This is a genomic window from Verrucomicrobiota bacterium, assembly GCA_038744685.1.
In the GTDB taxonomy this organism is placed as follows: domain Bacteria; phylum Verrucomicrobiota; class Verrucomicrobiia; order Opitutales; family Puniceicoccaceae; genus Puniceicoccus.
This window is the reverse complement of the sequence record JBCDMB010000030.1, coordinates 19,411-34,325: the sequence shown is the minus strand read 5'-3', so window position 1 is coordinate 34,325 and position 14,915 is coordinate 19,411. Positions and strand designations below refer to the sequence as shown.

The 14,915-nt window shown below is 52.9% G+C and carries 14 protein-coding genes; 9 read left to right on the top strand and 5 right to left on the bottom strand.

Translation table 11 applies throughout. The features are described from left to right. Positions 1 to 485 precede the first annotated feature (485 nt). Together AAGJ81_13800 and AAGJ81_13795 are read left to right on the top strand one after the other, a co-directional pair. The gene (locus tag AAGJ81_13800; protein MEM0967214.1) at positions 486 to 737 is read left to right on the top strand and encodes a hypothetical protein; all 252 of its coding nucleotides are present in this window, start codon (positions 486 to 488) and stop codon (positions 735 to 737) included. Beyond that, positions 734 to 1,168 carry a TA system VapC family ribonuclease toxin gene (locus AAGJ81_13795; protein MEM0967213.1) on the top strand — a complete coding sequence of 145 codons (435 nt, stop codon included), beginning with the start codon at positions 734 to 736 and terminating at the stop codon, positions 1,166 to 1,168. The genes AAGJ81_13800 and AAGJ81_13795 overlap by 4 nt, the downstream gene beginning before the upstream one ends. 189 nt (positions 1,169 to 1,357) lie before the next feature. On the opposite strand, the gene ald is transcribed toward AAGJ81_13795, so the two are convergent. After that, positions 1,358 to 2,467, bottom strand: coding sequence for an alanine dehydrogenase (ald, locus tag AAGJ81_13790; protein ID MEM0967212.1), 1,110 nt, complete (start codon positions 2,465 to 2,467; stop codon positions 1,358 to 1,360). A 360-nt stretch (positions 2,468 to 2,827) separates the two neighbouring features. Here ald and ppdK point away from each other — a divergent pair, with 360 nt between their 5' ends. The 6 genes from ppdK to AAGJ81_13760 all read left to right on the top strand — a co-directional run bounded on the left by ppdK (position 2,828) and on the right by AAGJ81_13760 (position 9,375). Beyond that, the gene (gene ppdK, locus AAGJ81_13785; GenBank protein ID MEM0967211.1) at positions 2,828 to 5,602 is read left to right on the top strand and encodes a pyruvate, phosphate dikinase; all 2,775 of its coding nucleotides are present in this window, start codon (positions 2,828 to 2,830) and stop codon (positions 5,600 to 5,602) included. A gap of 702 nt (positions 5,603 to 6,304) precedes the next feature. Continuing rightward, positions 6,305 to 7,393, top strand: a complete 1,089-nt coding sequence (locus tag AAGJ81_13780) for a hemolysin family protein (GenBank protein ID MEM0967210.1) — start codon at positions 6,305 to 6,307, stop codon at positions 7,391 to 7,393. Further along, complete coding sequence (locus AAGJ81_13775) at positions 7,390 to 7,674, top strand: hypothetical protein (GenBank protein MEM0967209.1); 285 nt, start codon at positions 7,390 to 7,392, stop codon at positions 7,672 to 7,674. The genes AAGJ81_13780 and AAGJ81_13775 overlap by 4 nt, the downstream gene beginning before the upstream one ends. Before the next feature lie 6 nt (positions 7,675 to 7,680). After that, positions 7,681 to 8,208 carry a hypothetical protein gene (locus tag AAGJ81_13770; GenBank protein MEM0967208.1) on the top strand — a complete coding sequence of 176 codons (528 nt, stop codon included), beginning with the start codon at positions 7,681 to 7,683 and terminating at the stop codon, positions 8,206 to 8,208. Positions 8,209 to 8,301: 93 nt separating this feature from the next. Continuing rightward, complete coding sequence (locus AAGJ81_13765) at positions 8,302 to 8,730, top strand: DoxX family protein (GenBank protein ID MEM0967207.1); 429 nt, start codon at positions 8,302 to 8,304, stop codon at positions 8,728 to 8,730. 60 nt (positions 8,731 to 8,790) lie between these two features. Next, the gene (locus AAGJ81_13760) at positions 8,791 to 9,375 is read left to right on the top strand and encodes a porin family protein (protein ID MEM0967206.1); all 585 of its coding nucleotides are present in this window, start codon (positions 8,791 to 8,793) and stop codon (positions 9,373 to 9,375) included. 213 nt (positions 9,376 to 9,588) lie between these two features. On the opposite strand, the gene AAGJ81_13755 is transcribed toward AAGJ81_13760, so the two are convergent. From AAGJ81_13755 to AAGJ81_13740, 4 genes are all read right to left on the bottom strand, one after another. Then, positions 9,589 to 10,302 carry a type 1 glutamine amidotransferase gene (locus AAGJ81_13755; protein MEM0967205.1) on the bottom strand — a complete coding sequence of 238 codons (714 nt, stop codon included), beginning with the start codon at positions 10,300 to 10,302 and terminating at the stop codon, positions 9,589 to 9,591. Positions 10,303 to 10,383: 81 nt separating this feature from the next. Continuing rightward, complete coding sequence (locus tag AAGJ81_13750) at positions 10,384 to 10,893, bottom strand: peroxiredoxin (GenBank protein ID MEM0967204.1); 510 nt, start codon at positions 10,891 to 10,893, stop codon at positions 10,384 to 10,386. 45 nt (positions 10,894 to 10,938) lie between these two features. Next, positions 10,939 to 12,183 (bottom strand): AAA family ATPase, encoded by a 1,245-nt coding sequence (locus AAGJ81_13745; GenBank protein MEM0967203.1) that lies wholly within the window; start codon positions 12,181 to 12,183, stop codon positions 10,939 to 10,941. Beyond that, a complete protein-coding gene (locus tag AAGJ81_13740) occupies positions 12,183 to 13,283 on the bottom strand; it encodes a phosphate acyltransferase (protein ID MEM0967202.1) in 1,101 nt (366 codons plus the stop codon). Before AAGJ81_13740 ends, AAGJ81_13745 begins: the two co-directional genes overlap by 1 nt. Before the next feature lie 29 nt (positions 13,284 to 13,312). On the opposite strand from AAGJ81_13740, the gene murJ reads away from it, so the two are divergent. Further along, complete coding sequence (gene murJ / locus AAGJ81_13735) at positions 13,313 to 14,848, top strand: murein biosynthesis integral membrane protein MurJ (GenBank protein MEM0967201.1); 1,536 nt, start codon at positions 13,313 to 13,315, stop codon at positions 14,846 to 14,848. The last annotated feature ends 67 nt before the right edge of the window (positions 14,849 to 14,915 follow it).

The window sequence follows — 14,915 nt, the reverse complement described above, 5'->3', positions numbered from 1 at the left end:
TAGCAGGTTATCCCGGATCAGTAAGAATCTGTGGCCTTGCTCGGCGGACGTGCGAATGACTCTGAAACCAAACCAACCAACAATCCTAATGTAAAAATCCATCAACAGCTCATACGCTCTTGACACAAACCAACATAGCAGAGCGCTGTCTGTGACAAGCCGGGCAGTTCTAAATTAGAACCGGGGATTCATTATCGAAATGCCCGGCTTGCCGGGAGCCTGCGCCCTACCAGAAGCAACGCTTCGCAACTAAAGATAGCGAACGCTAAACATTGAACGCTCAACTTCCAACTTTGAAGGGGTTACTCGTTTAACGTTCAGAGTTGGAAGTTTAAAGTTCGATGTTCGCTATCTCCTCCTTCTCCTCGCCACAGCCATCCCCAGCCCAAGAACCCAAGCCTCTTCCAAAGACTTTATCAATCAATCTATAACAAACTCACGGCATGCACTCTTGACAGCAAATTTTTTGCACTCATAATACAAAAATGCGTACAACGGTTACTATCGAGGCTGATACCGAGCACTTACTGAAGGCAGAGGCCGCTCGCACGGGAAAATCCTTCAAGGTGGTCTTGAACGAGGCAATTCGCAGTGCCTTGACACAGAAGTCGGCCCGGCGGATCATCGTGGAACCGGCTTTCGATGGACCATTTCCGGCCGAATTCGAGGGAATCAGCATGAACCAGCTTGCCGATCAACTCGACGATGAGGACACCCTGCGCGAGCTCTCGCGATGATTGTCCCCGACATCAACGTGCTCCTGTATGCTTACAACCGACAGGCACCGCAGCACGAGGTAGCCCGCCATTGGTGGGAGACCGTATTGAATAGCCGCGAACTGATTGGTCTCCCCAACGAGGTGCCCCTTGGCTTCATTCGCATCGCGACAAATCCACGAATGGGTAGATTGGCGATCACCTTCGATCACGCCGTATCGATTGTCTCAGTTTGGCTCGGTTCGCCCAATTGCAGAAAGCTGCTCCCCAAGGAAGATCACGTCGCCAAAGTCTTCGACCTGATGAAAAAGAGTGAAGTAAGCGGGCAACTCACCTCGGACGCCACCTTGGCCGTTTACGCAATCGAGGCGAGAGCGACCCTATGTTCCAACGACAGCGACTTCGCACGCTTCCCCGAACTTGAGTGGAGAAACCCTCTTTTACCGGATTGACCCACAGCCGAATTACGACGCCCGTGGCGATCCGAAACGTAATCAAAAGGCTGATACAAATCCAGAAAAGGTAGGGCGCAGCGTCCCGCAAGCCGCGTAGTCTGAAAGCAAAACGGGGATCTATTTTAAGAATGCCCGGCTTGCCCCGCATTCGCGGGGCTGCGCCCTACCCGGTTCTGAGAAGCGAGGCTACGAAAGCAGATCGGAAACCTTCGTAAACTCCAGTCCAAAAGCCTCGGCAACCGGTTTACAGGTCAGCTTCCCATCGATGCAGTTGACTCCACTCATCAGTTCAGGGCGATCCTGACACGCTTTGACTACTCCCTTTTCAGCCAGAAGGCGGACCCACGGCTGAGTGACGTTATTCAGGGCTTGGGTCGCGGTGCGGGCGTAGGCACCCGGCATGTTCGCGACACAGTAGTGAACCACTCCTTCTTCGACAAAAGTCGGAGCGTCGTGAGTCGTCGGACGGGTTGTCACCGCACAGCCTCCTTGATCTACCGCAATGTCGACAAAAACACTTCCCGGTTGCATCATCCTGAGCATCTCACGGGTAATGAGCTTCGGGGCAGCTGCCCCCGGAACCAATACCGCGCCAATCAGCAGGTCTGTGTAGGGAAGTAGTTCTTCCAGGTTCGCTTCGCTGGAATAAACCGTTCGGGTGCCTTCCATCGTGATGTCGAGAAAGCGCATGCGGTCGAAATCCACTTCCAGAATCGTGACATCCGCACCCATTCCCTTGGCAACGCGAGCCGCATTGAGCCCGGACGTGCCGCCACCAATAACAACCACTCTTCCCGGAGCCACTCCCGGTACCCCACCCAAAAGAATTCCACGCCCGCCATTGTGCTTCGCCAGTTGGTTGGCCCCGGCAATCGCAGCCATTCGACCCGCGATTTCACTCATCGGTTCAAGTAAAGGTAATCGCCCGTCGACCGACAGAGTTTCGTAGGCAATTGCCGTACAACCGGAAGCCAGCAGTCCCTCCGTCAACTCCCGGGAAGCTGCGAGGTGAAGATAGGTAAAGAGAGTGTGCTGCGGTCGGATGAGTTTCAACTCCTCGGCCTGTGGCTCCTTCACCTTCACGATCAGATCACAATCTTCAAAAACCGCGGCGGCGGACTCGACGAGGGTTGCCCCGGCTTGAGCGTAAAGATCGTCAGAGTAGGAAGAGCCACTCCCCGCCCCTTTTTGCACGACCACCTCGATCCCTTTCGCCCGCAATGACTTGACCGAACCCGGAATCATGGAGACACGGTTTTCCTGCGCTTTTACTTCGGTTGGAACACCAACAATCATAGAACAAGAACCTCGGGTAGAAACGACTTCAGGCTGTGTACAATGTCAATAGCGGCTTGTGCAAAGTGTAGGAAACACTACTGAATTTATTGGGTGTCTCCTTACACCAAAAAGAGCGAGACTGATAGGGTTAGTCGCCTTGAGACCCCATTGATGTGGGACGCTTTCAGACGATCCCTACACCCCGTTGCAGTGACTTGGTTCAGAAAACCTATACCGCAACGAAGAGGATCGGGAGGAAAGAAAGGTGAGTCGAACCCACCACCCACCCGTATTCCGTTGACAGCCTGCTGGGTAGGTATTTTCTCGATCGTTTTCGTTCATCGAAGAACTGTTTCTCAACCAACAATAAAACCCAGTATGTCAGCAGCAAAAAAAGCTACGAAGAAAGCGGCTCGGAAGAGTGCTCGCAAAACCGTGAAAAAGGCCGCACGCAGTGCAAAGCCTGCCAAGATCATCTACGAGTTCGGTAAGAAAACCGACGGAAGTTCAAAGCAAAAAGAATTGCTGGGGGGCAAAGGAGCCAACCTCGCGGAAATGGCACGGATCGGTTTGCCTGTTCCCCCTGGGTTTACGATCACAACGGAGGTCTGCACCTACTTTTATGACCATGGCCGCAAGTATCCTACGACCATGGATGCGGATCTCCACAAAGCCGTAGCTTCGATCGAAAAGCAGGTAGGTAAGAAGTTTGGCGCAAACAAGAAGCCTTTGCTCCTCTCGGTTCGTTCCGGTGCCCGCGAGTCGATGCCGGGTATGATGGACACCATCTTGAACCTTGGCCTCAACGATGAAACGGTACAGGCGCTCGCTAGTGAATCAGGCAACCCTGCCTTCGCTTACGACTGCTACCGCCGTTTCATCAGCATGTATGGTGACGTGGTGATGGGAGTTCAGCCCCTTCACGAAAACGACCATGAACCTTTCGATGCCTGTCTGGAAAAACTAAAGAAAGAGGTCGGAGCAAAACTCGACAGTGACCTTTCCGAGAAAGACCTGAAGGAGTTGATCAAGCGCTACAAGGCTCTCATCAAGTCCCGCACGAAATCAGCTTTTCCTCAAGACGTATACAAGCAGCTCTGGGGAGCGGTGGGCGCAGTCTTCAGCTCGTGGCAGAACGAACGCGCCATCCTCTATCGTCAGAAGTACAACATCCCTGCCGAATGGGGCACCGCAGTCAACGTCCAGACCATGGTCTTCGGAAACACGGGCGACAACAGTGCAACCGGTGTTGCCTTTACCCGCGACCCGGCAAATGGGGAAAAGGTCTTTTACGGTGAGTATTTGATCAACGCGCAAGGGGAAGACGTGGTTGCGGGCATCCGCACTCCAAACCCAATTGCTCAGCTAAAGGATGAGATGCCCAAGGCTCACGCAGAACTCGAGAAGGTTCGCCGCACCTTGGAGAAACACTTCAAGGACATGCAGGACTTCGAGTTTACCGTTGAGGACGGGAAGCTCTACATGTTGCAAACCCGTAACGGGAAACGGACTGGTCTTGCCGCGGTCCGTATCGCAGTCGAATTGGTAAAGGAACGCCTCATTAATCAGAAGACCGCTTTGCAGAAGATTCCGGCGGACTCGATCTCGAGCCTGCTCGTAGCGGTTTTCGACAACGCCGCCATCCAGAAGGCGAAGTCTCTTGCAACCGGATTGCCCGCCGGGCCAGGTGCTGCTTCCGGAACGATTTGCTTCACAGCCGACAAGGCTGAATCGGTGGTCAACGGTGGTGGTCATGCAGTCCTCTGCCGGGTAGAAACCACTCCCGAAGACCTTCGTGGAATGATAGCAGCTGACGGTATTCTCACCTCCCGCGGCGGTGTCAGCTCTCACGCCGCGCTGGTTGCCCGCCAGATGAACAAGGTCTGCGTCTGCGGTGCTTCCGACGTCGTTATCAACTACTCAAAAGGATCCCTCACCGTCGGAAAGACTGTTCTGAAGGAAGGCGACGACATTTCTATCGACGGAACGACTGGTGAGATTTACGCGGGCCACGTCGACACTGCTCCTTCGGAAGTCGACCAAGTCCTCAGCGGCAAGTTGAAGCCATCCGCCAGCTACACCTACCAGATGTTCAAGCAAGTGATGGATTGGGCTGACAAGGCGCGCAAGCTAGGCGTCCGCACCAACGCCGACTCACCCGAACAGGCTAAGTCGGCAGTGGCTCTGGGAGCAGAAGGGATTGGGCTCTGCCGCACGGAGCACATGTTCTTCGAAGGCGACCGCATCACCTTCATGCGCCAGATGATTCTCGCGACCAACGAGAAAGAACGCCGCGCAGCCCTCAAGAAGCTCCTCCCCTTCCAGCGCAAGGACTTCACCGGCCTATTCAAGGAAATGGGTGGCCGTCCAGTCACCGTTCGTCTTCTCGACCCGCCACTTCACGAGTTTCTGCCGCACGACACTGCCGCAAAGAAAGAGCTGGCAAAAGCACTTGGAGTCAGCCTCGACGTCGTTTCCGAACGCGTCGCTGCTCTCCATGAAGCCAACCCGATGCTCGGTCACCGCGGGTGCCGTCTCGGAATTTCCCACCCGGAAATCACCGAAATGCAGGCCCGTGCGATCTTCGAGGCTGCCGCCGCTTGCTACAAGCTCAAGAAACCGATCAAGGTCGTTCCTGAAGTGATGGTTCCCCTCGTCGGATTTAACGATGAGTTGAAGAATCAAGCCGCAGTCATCCACCGCGTTGCTGCGGAAGTCATGGAATCCAAGAAGGTCAAATTCAAGTATTTGGTCGGAACGATGATCGAGGTTCCCCGCGGAGCATTAACCGCTGACCAGATTGCGGAAACCGCCGAGTTCTTCAGCTTCGGCACCAACGATTTGACCCAGACCGGACTGGGAATGAGCCGGGATGACGCTGGTTCTTTCCTTGGCACCTACAAGGACCTTGAGATCATGCCACAAAACCCATTTGCATCCATCGATGCGAGCGGGATTGGTCAGCTCGTGGAAATCGGCACGAAGAAGGGTCGTTCCACCAAGAAAGATCTAAAGCTTGGGATTTGTGGAGAACACGGCGGTGATCCCGCATCGATTCAGTTCTTCCATCAGGTCGGCCTCGACTATGTGAGCTGCTCGCCGCCACGGGTTCCCGTCGCGCGACTAGCTGCCGCTCAGGCCGCTCTGCGGTAGTCTCTCGTAGACTTCTTTCCTGCACGAAGCCCCCGGGAACCCACCCGGGGGCTTTTTTTGGTAACATTCAATTCTTCACCTGCTCCCCTGTAGTGAAAGCCCAATCTCGTTTCGTTTCATAGCCAACGGAATCTACCTTCAGTTCCATTCCCGAATCAGTCTCAACACACCCAAATCAAGAACAAAGCAAGGCTATTAAGAAGGTGAGAAGAACCCATACCCACCTTAGGTTTTCGGCTGTTGCCTTTGGTAGGGCGCAGCGTTTCGCAACCCACGCATTTTGTGAAAAGAACCTCGTTTGGAACCCAGAAGGCGCGGCTTGCGAAACGCTGCGCCCTACCATGAAATTCATATTGTTAGACCGCGCCTCATACAAAGCATGATCGCAAAAATCGAAATCGGTATCGCTATCGAATGCTCTCGAGACCCGATTTCGATCCCGATATCGAATCCCGAGTAGGTTCTATTTAAGCAGCGAAGTAATGATCAAAGTCGCAGGAGACCGAGCGAACCTCTCACATTTCCCCTTGTCCTTTGCACCAAGAATGGGCAATGATGTTTGGTTCGTGGAAAGGGAAGAATCCTGTACGTCCGAATCGGACGGTGATCGAGAGAGTCGATCTACGTGGCCTCAGGGCGCGCGGGAGGTTGGCGCGGTCTCTCGTGAGAGTGATTTTCGGCTGAGCGGGACAGCCGGCTAAAATGGAGAACGCGATCCTCTATCTCTTTCTGGCTGTCGCTTTTACAGTCTGTATCTCGGCTCTCTGTTCCGTTCTTGAAGCGATGATCCTCAGCACGACAACAACCGAAATCGAGGGACTCAAGCAGCGCCATCCTTCGATCGGGGCGCGCTTGGAGCACTTCAAGCTGGATATCGAGGAAACGACTTCGGCAATCCTTAGCCTGAACACCATAGCCAACACTGCCGGTGCCAGTGTGAGTGGTGCTTTGGCGGCAACCGCACTAGGGGAAGAGAATGTCATCTATTTCTCGGCCGCTTTGGTTTTCGGTATCCTAATTTTTTCCGAAGTGATCCCGAAGAATGTTGGGGTCCTCTATCGCCCGACCCTTCAGCCTATCCTCGTCTTCCCTCTGCACTGGATTCGCTTGGTCATGCTCCCTGTGTCCTACCTTTGCAAGATCGCTGTTCGCTTTTTCGTAAAACCACAGCCATCGAACGAGACTCCGGATGAAGAGATTCTGCTGCTCGCAGAGAAGAGTGCTAAAGAAGGCGACCTGACTGAGAGTGAACGCCGGATGATCACCAACACCCTTCGCTTGGATACGATCTCCGTTAGCGACATCATGACGCCTCGGACCGTGGTAACCGCTCTCGAAAAGCACACGCTCATCGAGGAAGTCATTCACGACTTTAAGAATATCCCGTTCGCCCGAATTCCCGTTTACGAGGAAAGTATTGATGAGATTATCGGGGTAGTTCGTCGAAGGGATATCCTCGCCCGACTCGCGGAGGGCACTGACGACTGCACGGTAGGTGACTTGATTTCAGAAACCATTTTCGTCCCAGAAAACGCTACCGCCTCAGATGCCCTTCAGATGTTTTTGAAGAACAATCAACAGCTTGGCATTGTGGTGGATGAATACGGATCTGTTACCGGCGTATTGACTATGGAGGACGTCATGGAATCTATCCTTGGACAGGAAATTTTTGAGCCTGATGACGTCGCAGTCGATATGCGGGAACTTGCCCGAAAGAAAGACGCGGCAAGAAAGAGTCGGCAGATCACCGCTCAACAGAAACACCCTAGCGGGAAAGCCGCCGCTGAATGATTCGCTCAACGAAATACTGGGCCAAACTGATTTTACTCTGGGCGTTCCGCTTCATCTCCTATGTCTTGATCATCATCGCCTGCGGAGCATTTGCAGGGTCAGCTGCATTTTCACTTCTTGGGAAACTGTTTATGCCTTCAATGACCTTCGGCGAGCTCGCAATCACCGGAGCCCGGGTCGGGGCAATTTTGGCTGGTGTCTGGGCGTCGGGCGTAGCCATCGTTCTTTGTTTTGTAAAAGGCAAGCAAGAGCGAGACGCCCAAGCTCTTGCGTCAAAATAAGCCACTGTGAAACAATCCCAGCGGGTTCGAATTTTTGGTGTTGGATTCTTTGCGGGCTGTTTGCTCGCTGCGGGTTTCGCTTTTTTGCGGAGTTCCGACGAAGCGGAATCACCTCTAGCTCCACTCCCTTCGTGGCAGACCACGACGGACTTTTCTGGACTTCCTGAAACCCCGTTTGCGCTCAATCGAGTCGTAAAGGCCTGGGTTTCCCCCGAAATTTCTGGAAAGCGCTGGTTGGTCGAAGCTGAGGACAAAAGCCTGTGGCGGATAACCGAAGGGGATGACCTTGCCACTGTTATAATCCAGGCAGACGAAATCATCGCCATGGGAAATCCGGGCATTGAGACCGAGGCGTTGGAAGCAGGCTTACAGCACAATGAATTCGAGATCATTTCCTTCAATCCTGCCGCGACCAGGTTCGTTATAAGTGTCGACCCGTTCCTCCCGGATTCCGTTGAACAAAGCATCCGAATTCTCGACGACCGAAAGCCTTACATTCTAGAGGCCAAACCCTTATTTTATCAGGCTCAGTAACTGTCGAAGGAGGGTCTAGGCCTTTTCTCATGACTGACCGTGAGAATTCTTTATTTAGGTTGATTTCCCATTCGCCTCATTCACGATCCACCCATGCCTTCATGGAAAAAACTCGCTTTTGGTGGTGCAGCCGCCTCCTCTGCCTTTTCCGAATTGGGCTTGCTGGTTTTGCGGGTATTTGCGGGTCTTGGGATGGCATTTGCTCATGGCCTGGGGAAGGTGCCACCAGAAAGCGGTTTTGTTGATGTGGTCGAGAATCTTGGCTTTCCCTCTCCTACTTTCTTTGCGTGGGCGGCTGGCTTCGCCGAGTTGCTCGGGGGTCTATTTCTTGCGGCAGGATTTCTGACCCGTCTCTCGGCTCTTACAATCCTGACCACCATGCTGGTTGCAGCTTTTGGTCATTTGGCTGGAGCGGGTTTTGCCGCGCAGGAAATGGCCCTTCTCTACGCCGCTGCGATGCTTCCCTTTCTCTTTGCCGGCTGTGGCCGGGTCGGTGTAGACCAACTTTTCCGTCAGAGCTAGTGGCCACTCAGGTCTTTTGGCTCTCCCTCCTAAAAATCAAAATAAAACAAACCACCTTCTATGAAGTTTGCCCGTATTCTGTCTCTCGCTCTCCTATCACTCTTCGTTTCCTGGGGAAGCGTGTCAGCAAGCGTCTACGTGCAGGGAATCGTCCAATGGTTTGATTCGGATTTTGACAACTCGACTGGCATCGGGGCTCGGGTCGGTTACGCATTCAACGATTTGAATTCACTGGAGCTGGAATATACCTACACAGACTTGGATTCGATCGACACGATCTACCAGGAGGGCAGCCTCAGCGTTCCCGTTCAAGGGGAAGCCAAGGTAAATACGATTCTGCTGAACTATCGCTTTACCTATCCGCTCACCGAACGCTTTCGTATTTTGGCTGGAGCCGGGGCTGGTGTAGCCGTTTCAGACCTAAAAGTAACTACTGAGTTCGGAGACGGTGACGGAACTAACGCCGTCTTTACCTATCAGTTTTTTGCCGGGGCAGAATTCTTTCTCCTTCCTCAGCTCTCCTTTCATGCTGCCTTTCGCTACGTGGATTTCGATGACTTTGATTACGAAGACGGTGACGTGACCGTCCTTGTGCGCGCAGGTAGTGCGAACATCGTAGAAGCAGGTGTTTCTTACTACTTTTAGAGCAAGCAACTGGTAGCCTCGAAACTCAGTCTCGGCGATGTCGGTAGCCTTCAAACTTCACCCCGGTTCGTAGAACCAAGGCCACGGGTCTGTTGATTTTTCCACGGATCTATACCTCTAACTATGGTAAGACGCTAGAGCATTTTGAAAATCAATCCCCGTTTTGGTTTCAGATCAATCGGCTTGCCAGAGCCTGCGCCCTACCCATCCACATCAAGTCTCTCGGCGGCTAAAGCCGCCGCTCCGCCACAACGAGGAAAGAACCTGATCCAAAAAGGGCTCAATCCGGCGGTAGTTTTCCTCAGGCGTCGATAAAATCTCCTCCGCAGATTGAACGTAAGAAGAACGGTCAACGAGCTCATCTCCACAATTCTCGACGAGGGCCTTCGCGGATTCAGCGGTCGTTTCGATGTGGAACTGCGTTCCTACGACTTTATCTCCTACTCGAAACGCCTGATTCTCGCAAGAGGCAGTAGACGCCAGAAGCTCCGCATCTTTTGGCAAGTCAAAGGTCTCACCGTGCCAGTGAAAAACGCGAGATGCATCGGGAAATAGAGTATTTGACGCTTCATCCGCTGTCACCCGCAATGGCCACCAACCAATCTCCTTTTCTTTCGCTGGATACACTTCTGCTCCAAGCACGCTGGCGATCAGCTGGGAACCCAGACAAACGCCAAAAACGGGAACTGATTTCAAAATCACCTCTCTGATGAACTCCTTTTCGGCAGTTAACCACGGAAACGCTTCCTCGTCGTTTACGCTCATCGGGCCACCCATAACGATGAGAAAATCAACCTCCTCGACGGGGGGAAGAACGTCACCGGCATAGAGACGAACACACTTTGGAGTCACACCGCGTGCGACAAACCAATCTTCAATCCGGCCGAGCCCCTCGAACGGAACATGTTGGAGCCAGTAGACGCTCACCGGGGACGCTTAAGAACCTGAACTTCCAACGCTGAACGTCGAACCTCGAACGTTAAAGGTTCAACGTTCAGTGTTCGATGTTTAACGTTCGCCATCTCTCTTTAAAGCAGCCAATGCTTCCTCAGCCTGCGTCTTCGGCTTCGCCTTGAGGTCACGCCAGGCGACTTTTCCGTCAATGATCAAAAAGGACTGACGGGAAGCAAATCCGATTCTAGTGGGGACCCCAAAAGCATCGACCAGTCGGGAGTCGCTATCGGCGACCAGGGTAAAAGGTAGCGAGTATTTTTCTTTGAAGGCAGCCTGGGATTTGACGTTGTCTGTGCTCACCCCAACGACCTCAATTCCCTCGGCGGAGAGCTCCTCAAAGGAATCGCGAAGGTTGCAGGCCTGCGCAGTGCAACCGGGGGTATCCGCCTTCGGATAAAAATAGACGAGAACAGGACCCTTTTCATAAACACTGGAAAGATCCAACTCGACATCTTCACTCGTGGTAACCGTCAGGACAGGAGCCTTGGAACCGATCGGCAGCGGATCAGCATTTGCAGAGAATAAACCAAACATAACGGTGAGTAAGACGATTCGATTCAGCATTGCGACTCCTTCCGTGAAAAATAGGGGATCATAATGAACGGCAAATTACTTTTTACTCCTCCCCTGTCTGCCTTCCGCAAAAGCATTTCGGATCTTCTCCATATCCGTATTCTCGGAGACGATCTCCTGGATAATTGGAATCTTGTCTTCGTCGGTCGGTAGCGTCTTGACGGTCATGTTGTTGATTTTCGAGGCGACCGTGTAACTGTCTTCACCACAAATCACGACGGGTATAGGCGTCTGGCCGATCAAATCCATTAGTTTAGGATGGGGTAGAATATTCCTCGTAAGGATGATACCGGACACCACTTGCTTCTGGGAAATATTGGCGCTGGCAATTGCTGAAAAGAGAACGTCTTCGCGGTCACCGGGAGTAATGATCAGAACTCCTGGCTGAATGTAGTCGACGACACCCTTGGCAGTCATTGCTCCAATGATGACCCGGAGAATTCGCTCCTTCTTACCATGCTCAGCCCCATTCAACCACCTTCCGTTGATCTCCTTGACGACTTGCGAGAATGTTGGAGCCTGGAGCCGTTTGCGCAAAGGGAGTGTTCCGAGCAAGGGAATTCCCAGCCGTTCCAAACCTCGCCCAGCATATTCACGTATCACGTCCAACTTGTCTGGAAGAACCTTGTTCAAAATAGCTCCGATCACTTCGACTCCAAACTGATCAAACAGCGCTTTGTTCATCGCAATCTCGTCAACAGGGGACCCTATTCCTCCTTCCGAAACAATAATCGCTTTCGCCCCAAGGATCTTTGCAATGGCTGCGTTTGAGAGATCAAACACCGAACCGACACCCGCATGACCGCTTCCTTCAATAATGATGTAGTCCTTCTCGAAAGCCGCCCGGTCAAAGGCACGGCAAATGAGATCGATCAAGTGCTCCAGCTTGCGGCTAGGATTCTCCAAATACCAGCGGGTCATCCGTCCATCGATTGCCACTGGACTCATTGCACCGATCGGAACGTCCAAGTGGTACACGGAATCGAAAAGGACGGAGTCCTCATCAATCTTTTGGCCTTCAATCTGAACAAAACGCTGCCCAATAGGCTTGATGTAACCAATGTCCGGCGAGAATTTTTTCATCGCCCCCAAAAGACCGAGCGACGTGGTTGTCTTTCCCTGATTTTGGCGGGTTGCCGCGACAAAAATCCTTTTTGTAGTCGAGTTGAGCGGAGAATCGATGAGTTCCTCTGATTCGGAGGCAAAGATCGAGGTCGAGTATCGGGAGGAGTAAGGAGTGTCCTCTCCCGACCCCTCTGCCTTCTGTGAAGCACCAGGCATTAGATCACCGGTTCACTCTTAATCGGGTAGAGAAAATCATGGTCTATGGCCTGCGAGCAAACGAGCACTGCCGTTCCAAAAATGTCCAGAGCACTTGCACCACGACTCGTTTCCGCCGCAGGTCGGCTGAGTCCACTCAGCAAATGACCATAGCAATGAGCACCACCGAGAATCTGGATCATTTTGGAGCTGATATTGCCACTATTCAGATCGGGAAAGATCAATACATTGGCCTTTCCGGCAACGCTTCCGGTAACCTTCTTCAGTTCAGCCGTTGCCGGATCCAACGCTGCATCCACTTGGAGATCTCCGTCAACATGGAACGGCCAATCGTTCTCAAGGACCCGTTTCTGGACAAGCTCAGTCGCCGCCCGGACTTTCAGGACTGAAGGGTTCCGAGAGCTCTCGTTTTTCGTCGAGTAGCTCAACATTGCCACTCGCGAGTCTTCATCGGTGAGGTGAGACCGGATTAAGGCTGCTGTAACTGCAATGTCACTCAACTGCTCAGCCGTTGGATCGGGGACAACCGCACAATCCGAGAGAAAGAGTTCAGGGCGGTGCGAGTCCTCGTCAAAATCAAGAATCTGGAGTGAGGATACCGTTTCGACACCTTCCTGTTTTGGGATGATTTTCAAGAGCGGACGAATCGCGCTCGAGGCAGACACCGTTGCTCCCGACAAAATCGCATCGGCCTGCATGGTCGCCAGCATTAAAGTGGCGAAATAGTTCGTATCAGCAACATACTCCTCACACTCGAGTTGGGAAAGACCGCGGAACCTTCGCAGCCCTTTGAACCGCTCGACAAAGCCTTCAAATTCTTCGCTGCGCTCCGGTTGAATGAGGCGAACATGATCGAGGGAGATCCCAAGCCTTCTCGCATTGCTTTTGATCAAGGCGCGATCTCCCAAGAGAATGGGAACGCCCAGATTACGGGAAGCAAAAAGCCGGGCAGCCTGGATGATACGAGGATCACTCCCCTCGGGAAAAACAATTCGCTTCGGGTGACGAGAGAGTTTCTCAGTCAACTTGTTGATGAGTGGCATGGCAAAATAGTAGAGAGGGTTTTGTTGAGCTTGGAGCCTTGTGTTGTGTTTCAGCACGGAAGATGCCGAAATCCTCCTGCGAAGTCATGCGAAAAAATCTGAGATCCCTCTTCACTGTTTCCAGTTCGACTCTGGGCTCCCGGGTTCTCGGCCTTTTTCGCGATATCCTCCTCTACGCACAGCTAGGCCTCAGCCAGACCAACTCTGCATTTCTTCTGGCATTCACCATCCCAAATCTTTTCCGAAGACTTTTCGGCGAAGGCGCTCTGAGTGCAGCTCTCATTCCGGTACTGGCAGATGCACAGGAAAAAGGAGGAAAAGAAGCAGGCTTCCGACTCCTCAATCGAACTCTTAGTCGACTCTTTCTTCTTTTGTTGGGACTCGTCATCCTTTTCTCGGTAATTGTATCCATCCCGATCTGGACAGGAGCCAGCAACAGCAATCGATATGGTGAAGCCGCTCGCCTCAGCCTACTTTTGTTCCCCTATGTGATCCCAATTTGCCTTGCTGCTCTGGTCGCTGGCTCCCTCCATGTCCTCGGGAGGTTCTTCACTCCGGCAATTACTCCGATTCTCCTCAACCTTTCCATGATCGCAGCGATTGGTGGTCCTGGTGTGTGGTTTGGTGAGACTCCTTTTGAGAAAGCGATTTGGCTGTCGGGAGGGGTGCTCATTGGTGGAATCCTCCAGCTGGGTCTACCCGTCATTGACCTGTACCGACAAGGATGGCGTCCTTCTTTCGACCTCGGCAGTGACAACACTTTGACGCAACTGCAGGGTTTGTTTGTTCCCGCATTGGCCGGAGCTGCAATACTTCAAGTCAATATTCTCGTATCCAGATCCCTTGCATTCCTTGTCGAGGCAGATGGGGTCGCTCTGCTCTACCTTGCGGCCCGTCTCGTCGAGCTGCCGCTCGGTCTATTCGCCATTGCCGCGGCCACGGTACTGTTTCCAGAATTCTCCCGGTTCGCCGCGAAAGGAGAAGTCGCCAGTCTCCGGGATTCCTACCGCAACGGTTCTGCGCTGGTCGCTGCTGTCACGGTTCCATCCTTTGTCGGTCTCGCCGTCTTGGGCGACACCATCGTCCAAGCCGTTTTTGGGTGGGGCTTGTTCGATACAGCAGATGCCTCTCTCGCCGCTCCGGTCTTGGCGCTATTTGCCGCAGGCCTACCCTTTTATGCCCAGGCGACCCTTCTATCGCGAGCGCACCAAGCACGCCAGAACATGAAGACGCTGGTCCATGTCGCTGGCTGGGTGTTGCTGGCGAATTTTCTTTTGAGTCTCACTCTGATGGTTCCATTCGGCATTCATGGTCTCGCAGCAGCCAACAGCCTGGCGGCAGCGGTTCAAGTCATCCTCCTCCATCGCAGGCTACGGACAGAGATCGGAGATGGAAAAACGTGGATTCCAACCGAGCTTTGGAAAGTAATTGTTGGAGGGATCATTCTCGCCACCTTTCTCCTTCTGGTGCCTGCAGTTCCTCCAGATGCTGACAAGGGAATCCTCTTCATTCGCCTCCTTTGGATCATTCCCGCAGGGGCAGTAGTTTTTGGACTCGTCCTGCTACTACTAAGGTTTGGCCCGCTCGAAGAGACGATTTCGCCACGTCTCAAGAGAAAATGATAAACTTTTCGAATCCCCGTCGTAGTTGTTTTTCAATACCAGAAAAGGTAACAGAACGATGACAACC

Excerpts from the sequence above, each read along its gene's own strand:
- AAGJ81_13800 (MEM0967214.1), top strand. The coding sequence starts at position 486 with ATGCGTACAACGGTTACTATCGAGGCTGATACCGAGCACTTACTGAAG.
- AAGJ81_13795 (MEM0967213.1), top strand. The coding sequence starts at position 734 with ATGATTGTCCCCGACATCAACGTGCTCCTGTATGCTTACAACCGACAG.
- ald (MEM0967212.1), bottom strand. The coding sequence starts at position 2,467 with ATGATTGTTGGTGTTCCAACCGAAGTAAAAGCGCAGGAAAACCGTGTC.
- ppdK (MEM0967211.1), top strand. The coding sequence starts at position 2,828 with ATGTCAGCAGCAAAAAAAGCTACGAAGAAAGCGGCTCGGAAGAGTGCT.
- AAGJ81_13780 (MEM0967210.1), top strand. The coding sequence starts at position 6,305 with ATGGAGAACGCGATCCTCTATCTCTTTCTGGCTGTCGCTTTTACAGTC.
- AAGJ81_13775 (MEM0967209.1), top strand. The coding sequence starts at position 7,390 with ATGATTCGCTCAACGAAATACTGGGCCAAACTGATTTTACTCTGGGCG.
- AAGJ81_13765 (MEM0967207.1), top strand. The coding sequence starts at position 8,302 with ATGCCTTCATGGAAAAAACTCGCTTTTGGTGGTGCAGCCGCCTCCTCT.
- AAGJ81_13760 (MEM0967206.1), top strand. The coding sequence starts at position 8,791 with ATGAAGTTTGCCCGTATTCTGTCTCTCGCTCTCCTATCACTCTTCGTT.
- AAGJ81_13750 (MEM0967204.1), bottom strand. The coding sequence starts at position 10,893 with ATGCTGAATCGAATCGTCTTACTCACCGTTATGTTTGGTTTATTCTCT.
- AAGJ81_13745 (MEM0967203.1), bottom strand. The coding sequence starts at position 12,183 with ATGCCTGGTGCTTCACAGAAGGCAGAGGGGTCGGGAGAGGACACTCCT.
- murJ (MEM0967201.1), top strand. The coding sequence starts at position 13,313 with ATGCGAAAAAATCTGAGATCCCTCTTCACTGTTTCCAGTTCGACTCTG.